At 69.3% G+C, this 22,329-nt stretch carries 25 protein-coding genes; 7 read left to right on the top strand and 18 right to left on the bottom strand.

What is annotated here, in order from left to right:
• The first annotated feature begins 33 nt into the window (after nucleotides 1-33).
• On the top strand, nucleotides 34-957 hold the full coding sequence (locus ACQP2E_RS13900; protein WP_433831588.1) for an alpha/beta fold hydrolase: 924 nt from the start codon (nucleotides 34-36) through the stop codon (nucleotides 955-957).
• A complete protein-coding gene (locus tag ACQP2E_RS13895) occupies nucleotides 950-1,960 on the top strand; it encodes a phosphotransferase (RefSeq protein WP_433831586.1) in 1,011 nt (336 codons plus the stop codon). Before ACQP2E_RS13900 ends, ACQP2E_RS13895 begins: the two co-directional genes overlap by 8 nt.
• A gap of 1,341 nt (nucleotides 1,961-3,301) precedes the next feature.
• Here the strand turns inward: ACQP2E_RS13895 and ACQP2E_RS13890 are convergent.
• From ACQP2E_RS13890 to ACQP2E_RS13875, 4 genes are all read right to left on the bottom strand, one after another.
• A complete protein-coding gene (locus ACQP2E_RS13890; RefSeq protein ID WP_433831584.1) occupies nucleotides 3,302-3,598 on the bottom strand; it encodes a hypothetical protein in 297 nt (98 codons plus the stop codon).
• A 145-nt stretch (nucleotides 3,599-3,743) separates the two neighbouring features.
• Entirely contained in the window at nucleotides 3,744-4,847 is a 1,104-nt protein-coding gene (gene menC / locus ACQP2E_RS13885) for an o-succinylbenzoate synthase (RefSeq protein WP_433831582.1), read from the bottom strand.
• Nucleotides 4,844-5,470 carry a MurR/RpiR family transcriptional regulator gene (locus ACQP2E_RS13880; protein WP_433831580.1) on the bottom strand — a complete coding sequence of 209 codons (627 nt, stop codon included), beginning with the start codon at nucleotides 5,468-5,470 and terminating at the stop codon, nucleotides 4,844-4,846. The genes menC and ACQP2E_RS13880 overlap by 4 nt, the downstream gene beginning before the upstream one ends.
• Complete coding sequence (locus ACQP2E_RS13875) at nucleotides 5,467-6,135, bottom strand: GNAT family N-acetyltransferase (RefSeq protein WP_433831578.1); 669 nt, start codon at nucleotides 6,133-6,135, stop codon at nucleotides 5,467-5,469. Before ACQP2E_RS13875 ends, ACQP2E_RS13880 begins: the two co-directional genes overlap by 4 nt.
• Nucleotides 6,136-6,234: 99 nt before the next feature.
• Between ACQP2E_RS13875 and ACQP2E_RS13870 the strand changes: the two genes are divergently transcribed.
• The gene (locus ACQP2E_RS13870) at nucleotides 6,235-7,335 is read left to right on the top strand and encodes a M20/M25/M40 family metallo-hydrolase (RefSeq protein WP_433831576.1); all 1,101 of its coding nucleotides are present in this window, start codon (nucleotides 6,235-6,237) and stop codon (nucleotides 7,333-7,335) included.
• Here ACQP2E_RS13870 and ACQP2E_RS13865 read toward each other — a convergent pair whose 3' ends face one another.
• The 6 genes from ACQP2E_RS13865 to ACQP2E_RS13840 form a co-directional block, all read right to left on the bottom strand.
• Entirely contained in the window at nucleotides 7,336-7,698 is a 363-nt protein-coding gene (locus ACQP2E_RS13865) for an STAS domain-containing protein (protein WP_433831574.1), read from the bottom strand.
• Nucleotides 7,699-7,798: 100 nt separating this feature from the next.
• Entirely contained in the window at nucleotides 7,799-8,278 is a 480-nt protein-coding gene (locus tag ACQP2E_RS13860; protein ID WP_433831572.1) for a hypothetical protein, read from the bottom strand.
• Between the two features lie 6 nt (nucleotides 8,279-8,284).
• A complete protein-coding gene (locus ACQP2E_RS13855; RefSeq protein ID WP_433831570.1) occupies nucleotides 8,285-9,454 on the bottom strand; it encodes an ABC transporter permease in 1,170 nt (389 codons plus the stop codon).
• Nucleotides 9,451-10,155, bottom strand: a complete 705-nt coding sequence (locus ACQP2E_RS13850) for an ABC transporter ATP-binding protein (RefSeq protein WP_433831568.1) — start codon at nucleotides 10,153-10,155, stop codon at nucleotides 9,451-9,453. The genes ACQP2E_RS13855 and ACQP2E_RS13850 overlap by 4 nt, the downstream gene beginning before the upstream one ends.
• A gap of 4 nt (nucleotides 10,156-10,159) precedes the next feature.
• Nucleotides 10,160-11,269: an efflux RND transporter periplasmic adaptor subunit gene (locus ACQP2E_RS13845; protein WP_433831566.1), complete on the bottom strand. Its 1,110-nt coding sequence runs from the start codon at nucleotides 11,267-11,269 to the stop codon at nucleotides 10,160-10,162.
• A gap of 40 nt (nucleotides 11,270-11,309) precedes the next feature.
• Complete coding sequence (locus ACQP2E_RS13840) at nucleotides 11,310-12,440, bottom strand: efflux RND transporter periplasmic adaptor subunit (RefSeq protein WP_433831564.1); 1,131 nt, start codon at nucleotides 12,438-12,440, stop codon at nucleotides 11,310-11,312.
• On the opposite strand from ACQP2E_RS13840, the gene ACQP2E_RS13835 reads away from it, so the two are divergent.
• Nucleotides 12,439-13,146, top strand: a complete 708-nt coding sequence (locus ACQP2E_RS13835) for a sensor histidine kinase (RefSeq protein WP_433831562.1) — start codon at nucleotides 12,439-12,441, stop codon at nucleotides 13,144-13,146. The genes ACQP2E_RS13840 and ACQP2E_RS13835 overlap by 2 nt on opposite strands.
• A 5-nt stretch (nucleotides 13,147-13,151) precedes the next feature.
• Here ACQP2E_RS13835 and ACQP2E_RS13830 read toward each other — a convergent pair whose 3' ends face one another.
• From ACQP2E_RS13830 to ACQP2E_RS13820, 3 genes are read right to left on the bottom strand one after another with little or no spacing between them, the layout of a single operon-like run.
• On the bottom strand, nucleotides 13,152-13,562 hold the full coding sequence (locus tag ACQP2E_RS13830) for a hypothetical protein (protein ID WP_433831560.1): 411 nt from the start codon (nucleotides 13,560-13,562) through the stop codon (nucleotides 13,152-13,154).
• Entirely contained in the window at nucleotides 13,559-13,735 is a 177-nt protein-coding gene (locus ACQP2E_RS13825; protein WP_433831558.1) for a hypothetical protein, read from the bottom strand. The genes ACQP2E_RS13830 and ACQP2E_RS13825 overlap by 4 nt, the downstream gene beginning before the upstream one ends.
• 46 nt (nucleotides 13,736-13,781) lie before the next feature.
• The gene (locus ACQP2E_RS13820) at nucleotides 13,782-14,156 is read right to left on the bottom strand and encodes a response regulator transcription factor (protein ID WP_433831556.1); all 375 of its coding nucleotides are present in this window, start codon (nucleotides 14,154-14,156) and stop codon (nucleotides 13,782-13,784) included.
• Nucleotides 14,157-14,218: 62 nt separating this feature from the next.
• Here ACQP2E_RS13820 and ACQP2E_RS13815 point away from each other — a divergent pair, with 62 nt between their 5' ends.
• Nucleotides 14,219-16,522 (top strand): ATP-binding protein, encoded by a 2,304-nt coding sequence (locus ACQP2E_RS13815; protein ID WP_433831554.1) that lies wholly within the window; start codon nucleotides 14,219-14,221, stop codon nucleotides 16,520-16,522.
• Here the strand turns inward: ACQP2E_RS13815 and ACQP2E_RS13810 are convergent.
• Together ACQP2E_RS13810 and ACQP2E_RS13805 are read right to left on the bottom strand one after the other, a co-directional pair.
• On the bottom strand, nucleotides 16,519-17,109 hold the full coding sequence (locus tag ACQP2E_RS13810; protein WP_433831552.1) for a hypothetical protein: 591 nt from the start codon (nucleotides 17,107-17,109) through the stop codon (nucleotides 16,519-16,521). The two genes, ACQP2E_RS13815 and ACQP2E_RS13810, sit on opposite strands and share 4 nt — an antisense overlap.
• Before the next feature lie 85 nt (nucleotides 17,110-17,194).
• The gene (locus tag ACQP2E_RS13805) at nucleotides 17,195-18,193 is read right to left on the bottom strand and encodes a zinc-binding dehydrogenase (protein WP_433831550.1); all 999 of its coding nucleotides are present in this window, start codon (nucleotides 18,191-18,193) and stop codon (nucleotides 17,195-17,197) included.
• On the opposite strand from ACQP2E_RS13805, the gene ACQP2E_RS13800 reads away from it, so the two are divergent.
• Complete coding sequence (locus ACQP2E_RS13800; RefSeq protein ID WP_433831548.1) at nucleotides 18,192-18,749, top strand: hypothetical protein; 558 nt, start codon at nucleotides 18,192-18,194, stop codon at nucleotides 18,747-18,749. The two genes, ACQP2E_RS13805 and ACQP2E_RS13800, sit on opposite strands and share 2 nt — an antisense overlap.
• Before the next feature lie 85 nt (nucleotides 18,750-18,834).
• Complete coding sequence (locus tag ACQP2E_RS13795; protein ID WP_433831546.1) at nucleotides 18,835-19,557, top strand: hypothetical protein; 723 nt, start codon at nucleotides 18,835-18,837, stop codon at nucleotides 19,555-19,557.
• Here the strand turns inward: ACQP2E_RS13795 and ACQP2E_RS13790 are convergent.
• The 3 genes from ACQP2E_RS13790 to ACQP2E_RS13780 form a co-directional block, all read right to left on the bottom strand.
• Nucleotides 19,541-20,203, bottom strand: coding sequence for an SMI1/KNR4 family protein (locus ACQP2E_RS13790; RefSeq protein WP_433831544.1), 663 nt, complete (start codon nucleotides 20,201-20,203; stop codon nucleotides 19,541-19,543). The two genes, ACQP2E_RS13795 and ACQP2E_RS13790, sit on opposite strands and share 17 nt — an antisense overlap.
• The gene (locus ACQP2E_RS13785) at nucleotides 20,200-21,105 is read right to left on the bottom strand and encodes a hypothetical protein (RefSeq protein WP_433831542.1); all 906 of its coding nucleotides are present in this window, start codon (nucleotides 21,103-21,105) and stop codon (nucleotides 20,200-20,202) included. The genes ACQP2E_RS13790 and ACQP2E_RS13785 overlap by 4 nt, the downstream gene beginning before the upstream one ends.
• Nucleotides 21,106-21,934: 829 nt before the next feature.
• A complete protein-coding gene (locus tag ACQP2E_RS13780; RefSeq protein ID WP_433831540.1) occupies nucleotides 21,935-22,210 on the bottom strand; it encodes a nitroreductase/quinone reductase family protein in 276 nt (91 codons plus the stop codon).
• Between the last annotated feature and the right edge of the window lie 119 nt (nucleotides 22,211-22,329).

The following is a 22,329-nucleotide window of genomic DNA, read 5'->3' as shown; positions in this document are numbered from 1 at the left end:
GTGGAGTGGCGTACCGACAATTATCGTGTGGGAGTGATCGAGACCGATGTCCGGCTGCCCGGCGGCCGAATCCTGCACGCGTACTCGTGGGGTGACGGCGATCGGGTCGTCCTCTGGCATCACGGCACGCCCAACATCGGCCGTCCGCCGGAACCCCTGTTCGCGGCGGCGGCGAAGCTCGGTCTGCGGTTCATCGCCTACGACCGGCCCGGTTACGGCGGCTCGTCGCCGAACCCCGGCCGCGACATCGCCTCGGCGGCCGGCGATGCGGCAGCGGTGGCGGACGCCCTGAGCGTCGGCGGGTTCGCGGTACTGGGCCACTCAGGCGGCGGCCCGCACTCCCTGGCCTGCGCAGCCCTGCTCCCCGACCGCGTGACAGCCGCGGTCTCGATCTCCGGCCTGGCCCCATTCCCCACCGCCGGCCTGACCCCATCCCCCGCCGCCGGCTCAGCCGCTCGGCCTGCTTCCCCCTCTGTGCACAATTCGGATATTTCCGAGGCTGAATGGTTTGCCGGGATGGGGCCGGGTGGCGTCGCCTCCCTGCGGGCCGCCGCTGCCGGGCGCGCTGCCAAGGAGGCCTACGCCGCCGCGCCCACGATCACCGAGCCGGACTTCACCGCCGGCGACCGGGCCGCCCTCGAAGGGCCGTGGGGCTGGTTCGGCTCGGTTGTCGAACCAGCGATCAAAAACGGTCCCGCCCCACTCATCGACGACGACCTGGCCTACGTCGGCCCGTGGGGGTTCGACCCGGCAACGATCACCGCGCCCGTCCTGCTCGTGCACGGCGGCGACGATCTCATGGTGCCCAGTTCACACGGCGCCTGGCTGGCCGGCCGGATCCCGGGCGCCGAACTCCGCCTGGTCCCCGGTGCCGGGCACATCTCTGTGCTGCAGGGCGAGGGCGAACCGGCGCTGGGGTGGATCCCGGCGGTTACGCGTACTCGGAAAAATGCGTGAGCCGCCCGCCGACCTGACCGAAACCGAGGTGCTTTCGGCGCTTCGCGCGGGGTGGGACATCGATTCCGGGGAGATCGAGTTCCTTCCGGTCGGTGCGGGCAGTCACCACTGGTCGGTAGCTCAGCGTTGGTTCGTCAAGGTCGACGATCTCGGTTTCACTCCGGAGGGCCGTGCGTCGGAACTCGACCGGGTACGGCGCTCGCTGCTGACCGCGGCCTCGCTGCACGACGATTCCGGGCTCGACTTCGTCCTCGCCCCCATCCCGGACGAGACCGGCGCGGTCATCCGCCGACTCTCCCCTCGGTACGCGTTATCGCTGTACCCACTGCTCAACGGCGTCTCAGGGCCATTTGCGCCGCACCCGACCGAAGATCGTCACGACATAGCCGAACTCCTGGCCCGCCTGCACACCGCCAGCCCTCAAGCGGTCGCCGGCCTCCACGTGATCACACCGCGGCTCGATCTCCGCGTGCCCGGGCGCGACAATCTCGAAGTCGCGCTGAGTGAGCTGCACCAGCCTTGGAAAGCGGGCCCTTACTCTGCGGAAGCACGCGAGCTGCTGGCATCCCGAGCCGACGACGTCCGCCAGTGGTTGACCGATTACGATCGTCTCGCCGCAGAGCAGCCGCAGCGCTGGGTGCTGACACACGGCGAACCCCACCCCGGCAACTTCCTGCGCACCGCCACCGGCCGCTTCCTGATCGACTGGAACACCGTCGCGATCGCCCCACCCGAACGCGACCTCTGGATGCTGACCAGCCGCTTCGCCGGCATGCTGGGCGAGCGCCCGGACGGCGACGATCGCGAGGTGCTGCGCCACTACGAAGCCCGGACCGGCCACAAAGTCTCCGAAACCGCCCTGAACCTCTACCCGCTCCGCTGGGCAATTTCCGACATAGCGATTTTCGTAGACGAACTGCGCCGAGGCGAGGACCTCCCCGACTCCCTGACGTATTTGCGCGGCTACCTGAACCCCACCGAGCCTGGGCGCAGCCCCACATAGACCCGCCGCCACCCCAGCGCTCCGTTCGTCGCCGGAGATCTTGTGCAGTTCAGCCGTCCCGAGACTTTTGCCATTTGCGGTCCCGCCCGGCGACCGGGCCCATCGCTTGAAAACTGGTGACCCTGCGGATCCGCCAGACCGACGCGATTTCCCGATGCAGACCGCGATCAGCCACGACGCAAGATTCACCGCCATGCCGGGCGCCGACGCCATCCGCCGCGGGCACCCCACCCCACGCCGCGCCGTTCTGCCCCGCGCCGCGCCGCTATGCCCCGCGCCGCGCCGTTCTGCCCCGCGCCGCGCCGCTATGCCCCGCGCCGCGCCGTTCTGCCCCGCGCCGCTCTGCCCCGCGCCGCTCTGCCCCGCTCTGCCCCGCGCCGCGCCGCGCCGCGCTGCTCTGCTCGGCCTGGATCTTGTGGACTTCCCCGCAGACGTGTCTACACAACTCCACAAGATCGAAGGGGCCCGGCCGATCTTGCGGAGTTACCCGCAAACGGCTCGCCGAACTCCACAAGATCCGCAAAAACACCGCGCCACCACGTCGGACGTGCAGCACCGCGTTCACCACGTCGGAACTCTGAAGCACCGCCTTCACTACGTCGAAATTGTGAAGCACCGCGTCGTCTGAACCTTGGAGACCTGTGGGTCATGGAACAGGGCATGGAACACCCACGAGCCTCCAAGATCCGGCACGTCCACCTGCTGTAGTGGCAGAGCGTCGCCACAGCGCTCACCAACCACCCGAAACCGACATGCCATGGGTGGCCGTCATGCAATCTCGTGCACTCGCGGTCGATCAGCCGGCCAAACCGCACAAGATCTCCGAGCGGCACCTCGCGTCAAGAAACCGGCCCGCCGCCGCGAACCCGCTACCGCTCCACAAACGGCGAAACCCGAGTGGTCGGCCAGGCGACCGCAAATTCACAACGTCCCGGTGGCCGCCGTTGCGGGCGGTCGTTTCAGGGCGGTTCGCGAAGTCTCAGGTGACGCGTTGTCACCACGATGGTGGATAGTGCTGGCTTTGTGGAGACCGGTGGTGGTCAGAGCACCCACAGGTCTCCAAGATCGAGCCTGGGCGCCGGCAGCCTCCGCCGGGCGCTCACCGTGCGTGACGATTTACCTAGATTTTGGGTTCTGCGCAGGCACGGAAACAGGGACAGAGACACCGCGGCCCTGAGGACGGGCAGGCCGAGCAGACCGCGCAGGCCGCGCAGGCCGCGCGGGCACGGCGCACACCGCGCGGACGACGCACACCGCTCGCACGGCGCGCACCGCGCGACGGCGCAGGCCGATAAGACCGGCAGGCCGCACAGACGGCGCAGGCGGGACTGGCGGGGAGGGTCAGTGGCGGTCGGACAGGGCGTATGACGCTGCTGCTGTCGCCGCTGACACTGCCAGGACCGCGGGCCAGGCGCCGATCTTCTTGGCGAGGGGGTGGGAGAGGCCGAACGCGCCGACATACGTCGCCACCAGGGCTGTTGTCACGGCCGGGCTGGTGCGGCGGGACCACTCGCGGCCGGCCAGGAGGCCGCCCGCTGCCAGGACCGCGCCGCCGAGGGGGCGGATGCCGGTCTTGCGGGCCAACTGCCAGCCGCCGATGAGAGAGCCAGCGGTGATCGCTGCGGTGGGGAGCGCCATGGCCCCCAAAATACGCCTCAGCCACGCCCCGCACCCAACCGCAGGCCACCCACGCCCAGCCACCCCACGTCACCCCACGGGCCTCAGCCACGCCCCACGCCTCAACCGCGCCACCGGTCGCCCCGGCACGGTCACCCCGGCACGGTCACCCCGGCACGGTGACCCGGTCGATTGTCTGGGATTCGATGAAGGGCAGGTCGGGCTCCCAGCCCAAGCCGGGAGCGGTAGGGACCTCGACGAATCCGTCCGAGCAGACGATCGGGGACGTCGTCACGTCGCGGGCGTAGTACTTGTCAGACCCGGACACGTCGGACGGCATCGTGAACCCGGGCAGGGAGCTGAGCGCCACGTTGGCGGCGCGGCCGATGCCGAACTCGTGCATGCCGCCGCACCAGACCGGGACGCCTTCGGCGCGGGCCAGGTCGTGGGCGCGGATCGCGGGGGTGAGGCCGCCCATCCGGGAGACCTTGATGTTGAGGATCCGGCCGGCGCCCAGTTTCAGCGCGGTGGCCAGGTCGGCGACCTCCTCGACGGACTCGTCCAGGCAGATCGGTGTGGAGATCCGCTCCTGCAGCGCCGCATGGGCGAGCAGATCACGCGGCGCGAACGGCTGCTCGATCATCAGCAATCCCAACTCGTCCAATTCCAGAAAAACGGAAATGTCCGGAAAAGAAAAAGCCCCGTTCGCGTCCACGTGCAACGGCACACCAGGAAACGCCGCACGAACAGAACGAACAGGAACAACATCCCAGCCCGGCGCGATCTTCAGCTTCACCCGCTGATATCCCTCGGCCACTCGCGCCGCCACCTGCTCCAGCAATGCGTCGACCGTTGGCTCGATCCCGAGGGAAACGCCCGCCGGAACCCGCGAACGGGTACCCCCCAGCGAAAAAGCCAGCGACTCACCACGACCGGCCGACCAGAGTGACCAGGCAGCCACATCGAATCCGGCCCGCGCGAAATAGTTACCCCGGATCTTGCCCATGGCCCGCGCCAGAACCGACGGATGGTCCCAGGAGACCCCGAGCACCAGCGGCGCCAGGAAATCGCGCGCCACCGCCCAGCACGACGACACCGTCTCGGCCGAGTAGAACGGCCCGCTCGGCGATGCGATCTCACCCCAGCCCATCGCGCCGTCGTCGTTTTCGATGCTCACCAGGATGTGGTCGAGAAATCGTTTGGCGTGCGAGCTGGTCTGGAACTCGTGCACAAGCGGCAGCCGAACGCGGCGCAGGGTTATCCGGGTCATGACTCTTCCGCGTACAGGCCGAGTTCGAGGGCTAGTTCGTCGCGTTCACGCAGGCGGCGACCGGCCCCTTTGGAACTGGCGATGGTCAATGTTGCGAGCAGGTGAAGGGCCAGCACGACCGAGGCAGGCGAGTTCGCATAGGAGGCCGTGTCCGCACCGATCACGATTTTTACGGCGGCCTGGGCGGCGAGGGGCGCGTCGTCGGCGTCGGTGATCAGGACCAGGTCACCGCCGTGCCGGACGTAGGACGACGCGGTCTCGACGGTTTCCCGGCGATAACGCGACATCGACACCGCCACGAGCAGATCACCCTGGCGGATGTCGCTGAGAACGTCGAGCGACCGCAGCGCTGCCCCGTCGACCAGGTGAACTGCGGAAAGGCCGGCACTCAGGTCCGCGGCGAGCAGGGACGCATAGCTGTGCGACTTTCCGTAACCGAGCAGGTAACGGCGCCGCGCCGAGACGATGAGCGCGGCCGCGCGCTCGATGGCGTCCTGCTCGGCGGCCCAGGCGAGAGCCTTCCCGAATTCGGCGCGCTGCTGTTCGAGCACCCGCTGTTTGAGCACCTGCGCGGAACGGCGCTGCACGTTGCGGTCGAACCGTTCGGAAGGAGTGGAGGTCACGGCTCGCCATTCTCGAACACATAGCTGACGCCGTTTCCGGCGCGTTCCACACCGGCAAGCCGGCTCCCGGCCCCGAATTGGTCCATCAACTGCCTTCGCAACCGCTCGCGATCCACCGGCTCCGGCGCCGCGACCGTCTCACTCGCCGCGGTCGTCACGCTCGCGACCACGTGGGTACGCGTAACCGAATCGCCCCCGAGTCCCCAGGTCACCAGAACCCGATCGGTGCCGGGATCGCCATAAAAATCGGGCAGGAAACGGATCCCCGTGGCACCGAGAACCGCGAAGTTGAAGTGGGCGTTGCGTAACGCGTACGGATCGAATGTCCACCGCATGAAACGCGCCCCGGTGGCTCGCGCCGCAGTGGCCTGCGCCTGCTTCAGCAGGCGTCCGACGCCGCCGCCCTGCGCGCCCGGCGCGACCACCGCGGCCTGGCTGTAGTGGTAGATCTCGCCGTCCTCGACCGCCGTGAAGCCGTAGCAGAAGCCGATCAGCGTGCCGTCCGCACCGAACGCGCCGATGGCCGTCCCGGAGTTCTTCTGCAACGCCATGATCAGGCGTGGGCTGAGGCCCCACTCGGGCTCGGTGTATCCGAAGACCAAGCGGTACAGCGCGGCGGCTGCCGTCGCTTCAGCGATGCCGTCCAGGTTACGGACCTCTGCCACGGGCACCTCCCGGCGATCAAAGATAGAAACCGTATGTTGCCTATCCTGGCGCTGAACCAGCTCGTTGACAATGTACTCAACCGAACTTAGGTTTCGCATATGGAGTACATCGCTCTGGAAGCGCTGCACCGGTACACGCTGCTGGAGTCGCCAACCGGTGACCCGGCGAGGCTGGGCGATCTGGCCGAGGTGCTCGAGGCGGACGCGGCCCAGGCCGGGTTCACGGTCACCCGGGAACCGCATCCGACCGGCGACCACCTGCTCTGGAGCCTGCCCGCATCCGGGGTCCGGGGTGCGCCGATCCTGCTGCTCAGCCACTACGACACGGTCTGGCCGGCCGGCACTCTGGAGGCGATGCCCTGGTCGGTGCAGGGTGATGTGATCCACGGACCCGGGGTCTACGACACCAAGGCCGGCATCGCCGCGCTGCTGGAAGCGGTCACCGGCCTGACGACCCATCCGGAGATCCGGGTGATCGTGGTGGCGGACGAGGAGATCGGCTCACCGACCGCCGGCGACCTGGTGCGGTCCGAGGCGGGCCGGGCCGGCGCGGTCCTCGGGCTGGAGCCGCCCCATCCTGGCGGCGACCTGAAGACCGGGCGGCGGGGCAGCACCCGCGCCCGCATCGAGGTGACCGGCGTCGAGGCGCACGCCGCCCTCGACCCGGACGCCGGAGCGAACGCCATCGACGAGCTGGTCGACCAGCTCCTGCGGATCCGAGCCGCGGTGGCGGACCGGCCGGTGCTGCTGAACACCGGGACGATCGCCGGCGGTGGGCGTACCAACGTGGTGGCCGGGAAGGCGCATGCCGACCTGGGGCTGCGGTTTGTCGCGCCGGAGGACGAGGAGGCGGTGATCTCGCACCTCACCGCGCTGCGTCCGGTGCGGGCCAAGGCCGCGGTCACGACGACGCTGCTCGCACGGCGGCCGACGTGGCGGCCATCGCCATCCGGCGCCGATCTCTTGCACAGGATCAGGATTGCTGCCGCCGGAATCGGTCAGGAGATCGACGGGCGTCCGGCCGACGGAGCTGCCGACACGAACACCACGGGATCACTCGGCGTGCCGACCGTCGACGGTTTGGCTCCGCGCGGTGGCGGTGCTCATGCGCGTACCGAATGGGTCTCGGCAGCCGGCGTGGGTGAGCGGGTCGCGCTGCTCGGGGCGGTCCTGACTGGTGGTGTCCGGGTGCGGGCCTGATCAGGCCTGTTCGCTCGTGCGCATATCGAACAACTCGCCCAGCCCGGCCATCTCGATGACCCGCTGCTCCCAGGCTCGCACGTTGTCCAGCACGAGGTGACGGCCCTGCTCATGGCCGACGGTGTGACACTCGACCAGCACCCGCAGGCCCACCGAGCCGAGGAACAGCACCCCGCCCATGTCGACAACCAGCGTCCCCGGCGCGGCGGCGAGCATCGTGAGCAGCGTGTGCCGCAGATGCTCCCCGTTGTCCATGTCGATCTCCCCGCGCACGGCCACCGTGACCGCCGTAGCGGTCTGCTCGGTGACCTCCAGCTCGATCTCGGCGCGCGGGCAGCAGTCGGGAAGATTCACCGAACTCATGCTGCCCCTCCTCATGCCGACGACGTGTCTTAAAAAGTTACCAACACCCGGGCGTGAAACAGGGCAGCTGACGCGTTGACGTGCGAGGCAGTGATCAATCTCAGCCGGCTGTCACCGTCGTCGCGGTAACCACGCCCTCCGTGTCGGCCTCGCCGACCACTGTCACCTGCTGGCCGCTGACCAGCCTGTCCAGCGTCGTCGTCTCGGACAGCTTCACGGCGGTGGTGTCGTTGGTGCGTACCGTAATGGTCTCGCCTGCGTCAGTTTCGACGTAGAGGGTGGTTCCGTCGATGAGCTTGACAGTCCCTGACGTGCCGGACGCGGCAGCGTCCGGCCGTTGCCCTCCGAAACCGGCACCGCCGCTGGGCATCCCCGCATTCCTGGGGAACGAGGACGACGAAGACGACGACGACCCCCAGCGTTCCTGGGCCTGCACTCCCCCGAGGAAGCCGCCCACGGCCAGGACCAGGCCCAGCAGGGCGAGCGTCGTCCGGTTCCACCAGCGTTTGGGCGCGGCCGCGGCGATCGCGCTGTTCAGATCATCGTCGGTACGGGGTAACACCTCGGTGTCGGAATCCACGAGTCCTCATTCGTAGCGCAGGGCGTCGATCGGCCGGAGCCGGGCGGCGCGGGCGGCCGGCAGGCCACCGAAGAAGAGTCCGATGAGCACGGAGACGCCCAGGGCGAGCGCGACCGAGCTGGGCACGATCACCGGCGTGACGCCGACGATCTCGAAGCGGCTGCCGATCACGGCGGCTGCGACGCCCAGACCTCCACCGATAACACTCAGCAGGGTCGCCTCGATGAGGAACTGGCTGAGGATCACCCGGCGGGGCGCGCCCAGGGCCTTCCGGATCCCGATCTCGCGGGTGCGCTCGGTGACCGTCACGAGCATGATGTTGGTGATTCCGATGCCGCCGACCAGCAGGCTGATCGCCGCGACCGCGCCGAGCAGTGTGGTGAACGTGTCGGCCGTCTCGGTCTGCGTCTCCAGCAGCTGGGAGGCGTTCTGGATGCGGTAGGAGTCGGCGTCCAGCCGCTGGTTCAGCACCGTGGTGATCTCCGACTGGACGGTGTCCACCATGTCCGAGTCGTGCGCCTCGACCAGGATCGAGCTGAGCGAACCGTACCCGGCCAGCACCTGCCGGACCGCGCTGAGCGGCGCGACAGCGGTGTCGTTGGAGTCCTGGAATCCGGACGAGCTCTTCTCCTGCAGCACCCCGGCCACGGTGAACAGCGCGCCGCCGATGGTGACCTGTTCGCCGACCGGGTCGACGCCGGTGAACAGCTCCTCGGCGACGGTCTGCCCGATCACCACGACCCGCCGGGCCTGTGCCTCGTCGTCGTCGGTGAAGACGGCGCCGGTGCCGACCGGGAAGTTGGAGGCGGTGAACCAATCCGGTGTGGTGCCGACGAACGTGCTGATCTCGTGCTCGGCGCCCTGGTAGGTGAGGGTCGCGGACGTGCTGACCACCGGCGAGACGGATTTGACGTCGGGGGCGAGGACCGGGTCGTCGAGTGCGTCCGCGGTTTCCACGCTGAGCGTCGCACCTCGGCTGGTGCTCATCACGGTCAGTGTGTTGGTGCCGAGCGCGGAGATCCGGTCGGCGATCGCCTGCGCCGAGCCGTTGCCGACCGCGACGAGCAGAATCACAGCGGCGACACCGATCAGGATGCCGAGCATGGTGAGGACCGAGCGGAGTTTGTTGGCCCCGATCCCCCGCAGTGCGAATCGTACAATTTCGTGAAAATTCATGCTGCGTGCCGGCCGATCCGCGCGTCCTCGACGACCTGGCCGTCGAAGAGCCTGATCAGCCGATCGGCGTGCGCCGCCACCTCGTCCTCGTGGGTGATCAGCACGATCGTGCGGCCGGCCGCGTTCAGGTCGTCGAACACGCTGAGCACCTCCTCGGTGGCGTGGCTGTCCAGGTTGCCGGTCGGCTCGTCGGCCAGCAGCAGCGCCGGCTCGGTGACCAGCGCCCGCGCCACCGCGACCCGCTGCTGCTGCCCGCCGGAGAGCTGGTTCGGCTCGTGCTCGGCCCGGTCGGCGAGGCCGACCAGATCGAGGGAGAACATCGCGCGGCGGCGCCGTTCCGCGGCGCGCATTCCGGAGTACGCGAGAGGCAACTCGACATTCGCGACCGCACTCGTGCGCGGGATGAGATTGAACGCCTGGAAGACGAACCCGATGAGCCGGTTCCGGACCAGGGCGAGCTGCGCGTCCCCGAGCCGGCTCACGTCCACGCCGTCCAGCAGATACGCGCCGGTGCTGGGCACGTCGAGGCAGCCCAGGATGTTCATCAGCGTGGATTTGCCGGAGCCCGAGGAGCCCATGATCGCCACGTATTCGCCGCGCTCGACCTCGATCGAGACGCCGTCGAGAGCGCGTACCAGGGTGTCACCATGGCCGTAGACCTTGGTCAGCGAGCGCACGTCAAGTACCGGCCTGGTCGGCATCAGCTCAGCGCCCGCCCATGCCGCCGCCGGGTGGTGCGCCGCCACCGAACCCGCCGCCGCCACCGTTGTTGGTGGTCGTCGTCGTCGAGGTGGTCGAGGTCGGGACGATCACTCGCTCACCTGCGGTGAGACCCGAGGTGATTTGGTACGCGTCATCGCCCTCCAACCCGACCTGCACCTGACGCGTCTCCTGCTGGTTGTTCGTACCCAGCACGGTGACGGTCTTCCGGTTACCGGTGCTGGTCACGGCGGCCGAGTTGACCATGACGGCGTTCTCGACGTTGCCGGTGATCACGGCGACGCTGACGGTCTGGCCGGGCTTGGCACCGGCCGGCGGGTTCGGCAGGCTCACCGTGACGCCGTAGGTGACGACGCTGTTCGTGGTCGTCGCGGTCGGGTCGACGGCGATCACCTGGCCGGTGGTCTCGGTGCCCTGCAGAGCGTTCCAGGTGACTGTCGCGGACTGACCCTCCTTCAGCTCGGTGGCGTCAGCCTCGGAGAAGGCGGCGGTGATCTGAAGCTTGCCGAGATCAGCGAGATCAACAAAGCCGGAGCTTTGTCCGCCGGTACTTGATCCGCTGCTGGCTCCGCCGAGCGTGCCGTTCACCGCTGTCACGGTGCCCGCCATCGGCGCGGTCAGCTTCGTGCCGGTGACCGCTGCCTCCGCCTCGTCGACGGACAGCTCCGCCTGGGTGACCTCGTTGGTCGCGCTGCTCGTGTCGGTGCCGGCGTCCTCGGCCCGGTCGAGTGCGTCCTGCGCGGCGTCCAGGTTCGCCTCGGCCAGGTCCAGCGAGCGTTCCGAGTCGGTCGCGTCCACCCGGGCCAGCAGCTGACCCGACGTGACCTTGTCGCCAACCTTCACCTTGATCGTGGTGACCGTGCCCGACGTGGCGAACGTGGCGGTCGCCGTGGAGGCGCTCTGCACACTGCCGTCGGCCGACACCGTCTTTGTCACGGTGCCCTGGTCGACGGTGAGCGTACGCAAGCCGGAGGCGTTCGCCTCGGTGTCCGAGCCGGTGTCCCGCAGCAGTGTCCAGCCCCAGAACGCGGCGCCGACGATGAGCAGTGCCAGCAGGGCGTTCACGGCCGTACTGGGACGGCGAAGCGCTTTCACATCTGCATTCTGTCCGGTTCCCGAGGCGTTGTCCGCGACATCACCAGGAACGTACGACTTGTTCGCCCTCGGACAGTCCGTCGGTTATCTCGGTGTACTGGTCGCCGCGCAGCCCGACGGTCACGGTCCGCTCGGCCGGCTCGCTGCCGCTGTCCACCATGACGGTCCCGGATTCCCCGGCCACGTCGTGGACGGCTGTCGACGGCACCCGCAGCACCCCGGAGGCCTCGCCGGTGCGTACCTGGACCTGGGCGCTCTGCCCGACGAGCAGGTCGGACGGCGCGTCGGTGAAGGAGAGCAGCACGCCGTACCGGACCAGGGTCCCGTCGGAGGTGCCGACCGGGTCGACCTGCACCACCGACGCCTCGTAGGTCTCGTCGGAGTCGGCAAGGGTGACGGTGCCGGTCTGGCCTTTCGCGAGAGAGCCCGCGTCGGCTTCCGGGAAGTCGGCGGAGACCTGCATGTCGTAGGTGTCAGCCAGCCCGATGAAGGCCGACCCGGAGTTGACCTTGTCGCCGATGCTGCCGGAGATGGAGACGACGGTGCCGGCGATGGGTGCTTTGATGACGGTGCCGTCGAGCGCCTCCTCCGCTTCGGCGAGGTTGACTTCGGCGTTGTTGACGGCTTGTTCGGCGCTGAGGACCTGGTCGTTCCCGGTGTCCGGAAAGCCTTGGGTGGCACAGGGGGTGGCCGAACCGGCGGCTGCGACCGGCGCGCCGCCGCCACCGGTTCGCGTGGCTGCCGCGCAGGCTGTCGCGCTGGCCGTGGCCGCCGCCGCGTTCGTCTCGGCGGTGGCGAGCCGGTCCTGCGCCTCGGCCAGCTTGGTGGCGGCGTCGCTGACCTTCTCGGTGGCGTCCGCGTCGTCCAGGGTGGCGAGCTCGTCACCCTGCTCGACCTTGTTGCCGGCCCGGACCGCGATCGCCGCGACGGTCCCGCCCGCGGCGAACGACAGGCTCCGGGTGATGGCCGGCTCGACGGTCCCGGTGGTGGCCACGTCGAGGGTGACGTCACCCTTGTCCGCCACGACGGTGACGACCCGCGCCGTCGTGGTGCTCTCGTCCCGGTTCACCGCGTACACCACACCCGCGGCGGCCACGCCCACCAGCACGATCCCGGCGCCGATCCAACGAATGCGCCGTTCAGCCCGGCTTCGCCCCGTTACCTTGCTCATGATCGCATTGTGTCTGCTGGCCGAACCGCAGGAGCCCAGTTTGCCGACGTCGCATCACCGGCACCGGCGGCGCCAGCAGAACCGCGCCCTGGCCGAGCTGACCGCCTCGAAAGCCGAGTTGGTCAGCGCCCTGCTGCACGAGTTGCGCACTCCCCTGGCGGCCGCGCTGGCCGTGGTGGGCCTGCTGCCCGAGAGGACCGGCGACCCGGCGGTGGACGACGTGCTGCCGATCCTGGGCCGCAACCTGCACCGCATCGAGGACGTGGTCACCGAGATAGCCACGATCAGCGGCCTGGAGAACGGCACCCTCCCGCTGGATCACCGGCCGTTCTCGTTGCCGGAGCTGCTGTCCGAGGTGGCCACCGAAGCCGGCACTGCCGTGTCCCTGCCCGAACCACCCGTCACCGGCGCCGACGTGATCGGCGACCGCAACCGGATCGGCCAGGTCTTCCGCCGCATGCTGGCAGCGGTACGCGCCCTGGGCGGTGACGGCACGATGCACGTGACCGAGGAGGACGGCCACTGGCGGGTGGCGTTCCGCCTGCCGTCCGAGCAGCCCACCGACCGGCTGTTCACCGGCCCGGGCGGCCAGGGCAACGCGATGGCCCTGATGCTGGCACGAGCCGTGGTGGGCCGGCACAACGGCCAGGTAGCGGTGGAAACCCTCGACGACACGCCGTACCTGAGCACCACCCTCCCCCACTGACCAACTCAGATCACCGCAACTGAAATGTCGTGACCGCCATAGGCTTCCGGAACGCGAGTCACCACCACGCCACCCATCTGTTTGGTCTCCCAAATCACCTGGCCGACCATGATCGGGCCGATCAGGGCAGAGTGCACCGGATGGTGCAGGAGCCTCGGGCGGGCGATATCACCGACATCAACTGCGGCGTCCGCGGAGAGCGACAGCTCGGCGACGCCGGTGCGACCTAGAACGGCATTCCAGGCGGAGCCCGAGACCGATAGGACCGCCTGCGCTTCGGCAACAGCGACTGCCGGAACAGCGACGCTGAAATCGCCGTCGGCGGCTCCGTCGAGAAGCTCCAGGAGTCTGGGATGGCCCTGGAAGAGTTCGACCAGAGCTGAAGCATCGAGCACACGTGGCTGGTGGTCTGTCATGCCGCGTCTCTCCGGCGCGCACGGATCGCTTCGACCTGGGCATCGCCGTCGCGCATCCATGCTTCGAAGTCCGCTCTCTGCTCCGCGGTCGGCGGCGGTGGCACCGGAATGCCGACAGCGGCGCAGAACTCGTGCACAGCCTTGCCCCATGACGGAGGGCTCACCTCATCCACGTGCATGAGACTAGTAGGCATGCGCCAAGATCGCCACCCCCGGCCGTCAACCCGCCGCCGTCATCGTCAGCGCTTCCACCCGGGTCAGCAGATCCTGCGCGCTGAACGGCTTGACCAGGTAATCGTCAGCACCCGCATCAAACCCGGAAGCCACATCCAGCCACTGCCCCCGCCCGGTCAGCAGCAGGATCGGCACGTCCGCCGTCTCCACGTCGTCCCGCAGCGCCCGGCACACCTCCAGCCCTGTCATCCCCGGCATGCTCACGTCCAGAACGGCACAGTCCGGTACCCGCTCGTGCGCCGCGACAAGCCCGTCCCGCCCGGTACTCCGCGTGTCCACATCCAGCCCGCCGGACCGCAACACCGTCTCCACGATCTCCAGAACGGTCGGATCGTCGTCGATAACCAGCACGGATGTCACCGCCACCACCTCTTTAGCCCAGTCCGGCACCCCATAGCGAACAATTACCTAGAGTAGTTCTCATGTCTGATCTCGGTGATCGGATCGCCGCCCGCAAACCCTCACGCTGGACCGTGGGGCGCATGCTCGCGGCCGGTTTCACGCTCGCCCTGGTTGCCCTCGCCGTCGTCGGGATCAGTGCGTACGTCCGGATCGGCAGTCTCGTCGCGACCCAGGATCCGATGCGCCACTCGCACATGCTCCTCGGGCACATCGGCGGGCTCGGCGACGCCATCCACAACCTGGACCGCATGACCCGGGACCGGCAGGACCCGCCGACTACCGAGTGGACCGAGCGGTTCCAGATGAGCCGCTCGACGGTTGACCGCCGGCTCGGCGAGGTCCGTTCCGAGGCGGACGGCGACCTGACCCACGTGGCCCTGGCCGGGCGCATCCAGGAGCAGGTGGACACCTGGACCCCCACCACCGGCGGCGACGTGAGCCTGATCTTCCCGCTGGTCAGCGAGATGCATCAGCACGAGGAGGCGCAGCTCTCCCGCAAGCTCGCGGAGAGCCGGGCAAGCGCGCAGAACACCCGCTGGCTGATTCTCTGGTTCGTAGTGGCGACCTCGATCCTGGTGGCCCTCTGCGCTCGCTGGATCACCAACAAGATCACTGAGCCGACCAAGAAAATACGAGCGGCTGCCCAACGAGTCGCCGAGGGCGATCTGACCCAGCGCGCCGAGGTGACGTCACCCCGTGAACTGGCGCAGATGGCGCAGGCCGTCAACGCGTCGATGACCGCGATCCTCACCGCCCATGACGAGGCGGTGGCCGCGACGAACGCGAAGTCGGCCTTCCTGGCGACGATGAGCCACGAGATCCGTACCCCGATGAACGCGGTGATCGGGATGACCGGCCTGCTCATGGAGACCGATCTGGACGCCCGGCAGCGCGAGCTGGTCGAGACGGTCCACGCCAGCGGCGGCTCACTGCTCGTGATCATCAACGACGTGCTGGACTTCTCCAAGATCGAGGCGGGCGAGCTCTCCCTGGACGAGCAGCCGTTCGCCCTGCGCGCCTGCGTGCAGCAGGCGATGAACCTGGTGGCGCTCACCGCCGACGCGAAAGGCCTGCACCTGTCGAGCCACTTCACCCCGGAATGCCCGGAGACGGTGTGCGGCGATCAGGCCCGGATCCGGCAGATCCTGGTCAATCTCCTCGGCAACGCGGTCAAGTTCACCGAGCACGGCGCGGTCACCGTAGCCGTCTCGACCGCGCCGGACCTCAACGCCCAGGAGAGCGGCCGGGTCGCGATCCGCCTCGCCGTGCGCGACACCGGCATCGGCATCGCCGCCGACCGGATGGACCGCCTCTTCCTCCCGTTCAGCCAGGTGGACGCGTCGACAGCGCGCAGCTACGAAGGCACCGGCCTCGGCCTGGTGATCAGCCAGCGCCTCGCGGAGGCGATGGACGGCGGCATCACCGCCGACAGCCAGCCCGGTCACGGTTCCACCTTCGCGGTCACCTTGCGCCTCGGCGAGGCCCAGATCAAAACCCCTCTTGGGTACGCCCAGAGCACCCCAGCCTCGACCGCACTCACCCCGGGCCGCAGCCTGCTGGTGCTGGTCGCCGAGGACAACCCGGTCAACCAGCGGGTGGCCCAGCTCCTGCTGGAACGCCGCGGCCACCGCGTCGAAATGGTCAGCGACGGCGAAGCTGCCGTCGAGGCCGTCATGCGTACGCGCTACGACCTGGTCCTGATGGACGTGCAGATGCCGGTCCTGGACGGCCTGGACGCCACCCGCCTGATCCGCGCCGACCCACCGGCACACGGGGCGCCCCGGATCGTCGCGCTGACCGCGAACGTGATGGTCGACGACCGCAAGGCCAGCCGGTCAGCCGGTATGGACGGCTTCCTCGCGAAACCGATCCACGAGGAGGAACTGGACGTCGTGCTGGCCACCGCGTCCGCGTACGCCGATGTGCGCCTGGCCGGTCAGGGCCCGCTGCCGGGACCGGACACGCTGGAGCCGGACACCATCCGGGCCTGCGTCGACGCCATCGCCGGCGTGGTGCCGGACGACCGGGAGCGGCTCGCCGAGATCCTGCACAACTTCGCCGACCGGCTGCCCGGCGTGCTCGGCAAGATGGAGGAGGCCGCGGCCTCCGGCGACACCCGCAACCTGGCCCGGCTGGCACACGGGCTGAAGGGCTCCTCGTCGACGCTGGGCGCGAACCGCTTCGCCGCGATCTGCGCCGACCTGGAGGACCGCGCCTTCCGTCACCCGGAGGGTTCCGCCGATCTCCTGCGGGACCTGCACGACCAGGCCCGCGAGGTGAGCGCCACGATGAACACCCTCTCCCGCGAGCTGGTCAGCGCCTAGCTTCGATCACACTCCTTGAGCGGGACCACCGGCGTGGTGACCTCGGTGGTCCGGTCGTCGCCGTTGAACACGACCCGGCCCCGGCCCTGTGCGGACTTCAGCCGCCAGCGATAGGTGTCGCCGGACCGGGACAGCAGCGGGCTCGTGCCCTTGACCTCGACCCAGGACCACTCGGTGCCGTTGGAGCGGAAGAGCAGATCGTTCTCGATCATGATGTCGGCGCCGAACTCACCGGGCACGTCGACTCCCGCGTACCCGGTCCGGTGGTCGCCGTCGGTGTCGATGAAGACGTGGTGGAACTCGTAGTCGTCCTGGTACGTGGCGGTGAAGGTGACAGTGCCGCCGGCCGAGCAGGCCGAGTACTTGACGATCGGCTTCACTGTCGCGGCCGACGCCGACGAGGACGGCGTGGGTGACGGCGACTCGGCCGCCGGTGGCGTGACGATCGGGAACCCCTTGCCCACCACGTCGCTGGTCGCGTCCGGCTGCGCGCCCGCGCCGAGGCCGGGACCCGCGCACCCGGAGACGGTGAGGGCGAGCGCGAGCACGCCCGCGGCTGCCAGGTGCCTGCCAGTGCGCTCGCTCACCACTACTCCACATTGTCTTAAATGATGATCGATGTCCGACTGGCACCGTACACAACCATCATCGATCGCTCGACGTCAGCCGCCGTCACGGCCGAAGGATGAGCCGGATCGGGTTGCCCTCCCGGCTCTGCAACCGCTGCACGGCGGCCGGGGCCTCGGCCAGCGGCAGCACGTCGCTGATCGAGCCGGCCAGGTCGAGCCGCTTCTGCCGGGCCAGCCGGACCAGTTCCTCGACGTGTTCCGCGTCCGAGCCGTAGTGCCCGTGGATCGACAGCTTCAGGTAGTTGAAGAAGCTGTCCGAGCTGATCGTCACCGGCTTGTTGGCGATACCGGCAAGGATCAGCTTGCCGCCCCGGCCGAGAAGGGTCAGCGCCTGCTCGCGTACGGCCGGGACGCCCGCGAAGTCGAACGCGACCGCGAGCCCGCCGCCGGTGAGTTCCCGGATCCGGCCGGCCTCACCGGGGTCCAGCGCGAAGTCCGCGCCGAACGACAGGGCCCGTTCCCGGGCGGCCGGCAGCGGATCGACAGCGATCACCGGGGCCGCACCGATGAGCCGCAGCAGCTGCACGGCGTGCGCGCCCAGCCCGCCGACACCCCAGACCGCGACCGGCTCGCCGGCCTTGACACCGGCGGTCGCCGTGATCGCCGCCCACGGCGTTGACACCGCGTCCGGGATGATGCAGGCCTGCTCGAACGGCAGATCGTCCGGGATCGCCACGAGCGTGTCGGCGCGGGCGGCCGCGTACTCGGCCCAGCCCCCGTCGTAGTCGACGCCGCGCGTGTAGACGGTTCCCACGCGGTCGCGCTGACCCGCCTGCAGCAGCACCCGGTCCCCCGGCTTCCAGCCCTCGACCCGGTCACCCACCCGGTCGATCGTTCCGGCGGTCTCGTGCCCGAGGGTGACCACGTCACCGCCGAGCAGCCGTGGGGTCAGCCCGCCCTCGATCAGGTGCACGTCGGACAGGCAGACCCCGGCCGCCTCCACCTTGATCAGAACCTCGTCCGGCCCAGGCTCGGGCACGTCCACGGACTCCATCCGCAACGCGCGTTCCTTCAGGTGCAACCGACCAGCAAGCATCTTCATGAAGATCACCCTATGGTCACCCGGTCCCGGCTTCCTTGACATCAGCGCCGATGATGTCGGCGTGACCGACGGCGAACTCGTGATCTGGCGTGCGCAGACGGATGACTCCAACTACGCCTGGCAGAAAGCCGGGCTCTACCTCGTGGCCTCCACGATCCCGATGGCCTTGATCTTCTGTACCGGCGGGCTGACCGGCGCACTGAGTGCTCTGTGGCTCTCGTTGCTGCTCGTGCCGGTCGGCGCCGGGTTCGGACTCCGGGAAATCTTGATGGACCGTAAGGCAATCGTGGCCATCGAGCTGCAGAACAATCAGTTCACGCTGACCGGCAGCGATTACCGCCGGACCAGCTACCCGGCCCGGGAGGTGAGCCGGATCGAGGTGATCCGTAACGTGCACGACGGCTCGCCCACGGATCTCAAGATGCGGCTGCACATCGGCGACCGGGTTCTGCGTACCCGACCCGGGCCGCCCGACCTGCCGGACGGCTGGGCGGAAGCCGTCGGCATCGCGGAGGTCACCATGGACGTCAGCCACAAGTACCACAGCAACGACTGACGTGGCGGCCTGGCGACGCCCGCGGGAGAATCCGCGGCAAGAACAGATCCTCCGGGCTCTCCAGAAGCCCCGGGAGGCCGTTGACGTGCGCGGAGCCCGGCGCTGGCGGTGGGCGGACGAGCACTGGCGGGGCTGGCTGCGCCGCTCCGCGACCGGTGTGGAGTTGTTCACCCGGTGGCAGGAGGCCGACGAATACCGGTACGTGCTGGGCGATGACGCGTACCAGATGCAGTTGATCGAGATTTTGACCCGGGCGAGGCCGCGCGATTGTGCGGCGGCGGGTTTCGGCTGCACGCGGCGGATGGATCGGGCGTGCTCGGGTCCTTCGATCTGCTCCCGTGACCCGCTGCCGGCGGCCGGCGACGATCCGCACCGGGAGGGTCCGGTTCCCGGCGGGTGCGACTCGTTCCACGGCGGCGACGACCTGCGGGTGCGTTTCAGCGCGGGCGACCGGCACAAGGCCGTGCAGTGGTCGATGTCGCTGTGGATCAACGGCGTCCGGGTGGGCGCGGGTCTGCGCCTCGCGTCGCGCGGGTGGTGGCTCGACGACCGGTTCTTCGTGGTGCCGGCCGAGGGCCCGGACGAGCACCCGGCCCAGGAGTACACGATGGGCGACCTGGTCAGCGTCATCCAGTCGGTGCTGATCCACGACGCCGCGTCGTCGACGACGCAGGTCCTGGTGCCGGGTCCGGCGGAGCTGTGGACCGACCCTTGGGTGGTACGCGACGGCGACGAGCTGCACGTCTATCCGGACCGGGACACCGGGCGCGCGCCGGACCGCACGCTCACGATCATGGGTACGGACTGACCGCCACGACGTCCCGCAACCACGCCGGCCGGGGAGCCGGATAGCCGGGCGCCTCGCCCCACTCGCAGGACGGCCCGGTCTCGTCGATCGTCAGCGCCGATCGTTCCAGGTCTTCGGCGTACCGGATCAGCAACTGCTCCCACGAGGGTGCGAGCACGTCCCAGGACGCGCACTCGATATCCACCCGGACCACCTGCCCGACGGTGCCGCCCGGCGCCGGCACGAGGTCGAGGAACCACCAGATGTCGCCGTTCATGTCACCCACCACGACCCGCCGGCCGTCGGCGTCCATCCGCGGCAGCACCGGCCCGGTGACGCTGAGGAACGCTGTGTCGATCAGGTAGGCCCAGGCGCCCGGGCTGTCGAACTGTGGATCGTCGGCGGCGTTCGCCCGCCACATGCGCGTGCCGTCGACGATGCCGGCGGCGCTGTAGAGGCTGTCCAGCGGCACCGGCTGCGGCATCCCCCACTCCGTGCCGTCGTGCACCATCAGGCTGGCCCGGAAGTCTTCCGGCAGGGTGAGCCCGAGCGCCGCCTCGGCAGCGTCGACAGCCGCGGGGTCGGCGGGCCCGGCGAGCTTGCCGGCCGACTCCGGCAGGACCTCCGCCAGCACCGCTTCTATCCGGGCCCATGCGTGCGTGATCAAGCGACACCTGCCCAGTCCAGCACGCGCAGGGCGCGCAGAGTGTTCCAGCGGCTCGGCCGGCCAACACCGTCCTCGATGTCGAAGTGGACGCGACCCGGGTGGACACGGTCGAGCAGCCAGCGCCCGTCCGGCTGCCGTTTGGTACGCACGAGCTCCACCGCTTCGTCGATCCGCGGGTCCGGCGCACCACCGGCCCGGCGGAAGTAGTCGAGCGCCCGCAGCACGTCGTAGTGCCAGTAGTACGGAAAAGCGAAGTCCAGGTATTCCGGTTTGACCACGTTTCCGGTGCTCGCCCGGCGGAACAGTCCCCGGGAGAGCAGGTACTCCTCACCCCGCTGCCGCGCCGCGACGGCGTCGGCGCTCTGCGCTGTGAGAAGCCCGTCGAGCACGCACAATGTGGTGTCGAAGGACGAGCGCTGCGACGGCTCACAGTTCCACCCGCCGTCCGGCAGCTGCTCGCTGACCAGGCGCGCGACGAGCGGAGCGACATCCACCCCGAAATAGGTGCCGGCCTCGACGGTCCGCCCGTTGATGCACGGCTCGACCTCGCCGTCGAAGTACCGCGAGCCGTCGTACTCCCAGCGCCCGTTCTCCGCGATCAGCCCGATGAGCCGCCGCGCCGACGCCGAAGCCGGATCCAGCCCGAAGATCCGCAGGGTCTGAAGGGTGTGCACGGTGGGCGTCCAGGGTTGCCCCGCCTCAGCCTCGAGGCTCGCGAAGTCGAACCCGGCCGGAAAACACGTCCCGCCCGCCCACAACCCGTCCGGCCCGGCGAGCCCGATCAGCCGAGCACCCCACCCGACGTGTTCCACCCGAGCCCGCTCCTCAGCGGCATCCTGCCCCCACAACAGCTGCCACCGAACACTCGGATCGGACTCCAGCAACCAATCGACAGCAGTCACACCCCGAGTCTAGATCGCTCGCCCTCCGCCTCCACGGCCCGGCATCCAGCCTCATCGCGTACCAACCGCTGACCCGCGGATCCGCCAGGCAGCCGCAGTCCCCCACTACAGACCGCATCAGCCACAACCCAAGACTCACTGCCACGGAGCGCAGACCCCCCGCCGTAGGCACCCCACCCGCGCACTCCGCCCCGCGCCCCGCGCTGCACCGCACCGCCCCGGCGCCGTCCCGCTCTGCCCCGCGCCCCGCGCCCCGCGCCCCGCGCCCCGCGCCCCGCGCCCCGCCGATCTTGTGGACTTCCCCGCAGACGTGCCCGCACAACTCCACAAGATCGAACAGGCCTAGCCGATCTTGCGGAGTTACCCGCAAACGGCTCGCCGAACTCCACAAGATCGGCGAGGCGCCGCGTTCGCCACATCGAAACCGAGAAGCACCGCGTCACCACGTCGAAACCGTGAAGCACCCCGTCACCACGTCGAAACCGTGAAGCACCGCGGAAACCGACATGCCACCGACGACCGCCCCCGCAAACTCGTGCACTCGTGGTCGAGCAGCCGGCCAAACCGCACAAGATCTCCAAGCGACACCCCGCACCGAAGAGCCGCCACGCCACCCCGAAAACTGCCACGCCACGCCCGAACCACGCCGCCCCGAACCCGCTACCACTCCACCAACGGCGAAATCCGAGCAACCGGGGTCAGCCGGCAATCACCGGCCGCACACCTCCACGCCCCCCGCTTCCGATCTTGGTGACTTGAGCGGCAACGCGTTCGGGAACCTCCACAAGATCAACGAAAGACACGCACCCGGCCGTAGGCGGCGCGGACCTCAGGCCGGCTCCAGGACCACCACTGCCGTTGGGCTCGGGCGTCGGGACGCGTACTCGTCGAGGTGCTTGTCCAGGGTCTGGAAGAGTGACCACCATCGGTCTCGCACGCTGCCGTGGGCAGCGCGGCCCCGCACCTGGCGCGCGCCATCCGGCAATTCCACCCGCGCGACCTCGCACGCGTGCAGGTTCCGCCACCAGACCGGCTCCGGCGGCGCCCAGCCGTTCATGTCCAGGGTGACCAGATTCGGACCGTCCTCGACGTACGCGAGGATCACGGCGCGCGGCGACCGCTGCGGCGGCCGGTGACGACGAGACGCATCGTGCCCCAGCGGCCCGGGCGGGCACGCGACAGGCCGCGCCGGCCGCCGTCACTCCGGAGCACGCCGCGATGCAT

It is taken from the genome of Actinoplanes sp. CA-015351 (assembly GCF_050955685.1).
Taxonomy (GTDB): Bacteria; Actinomycetota; Actinomycetes; order Mycobacteriales; family Micromonosporaceae; genus Actinoplanes.
Note: the sequence above shows the minus strand (reverse complement) of the source record. Positions and strands in the feature narration are given on the sequence as shown.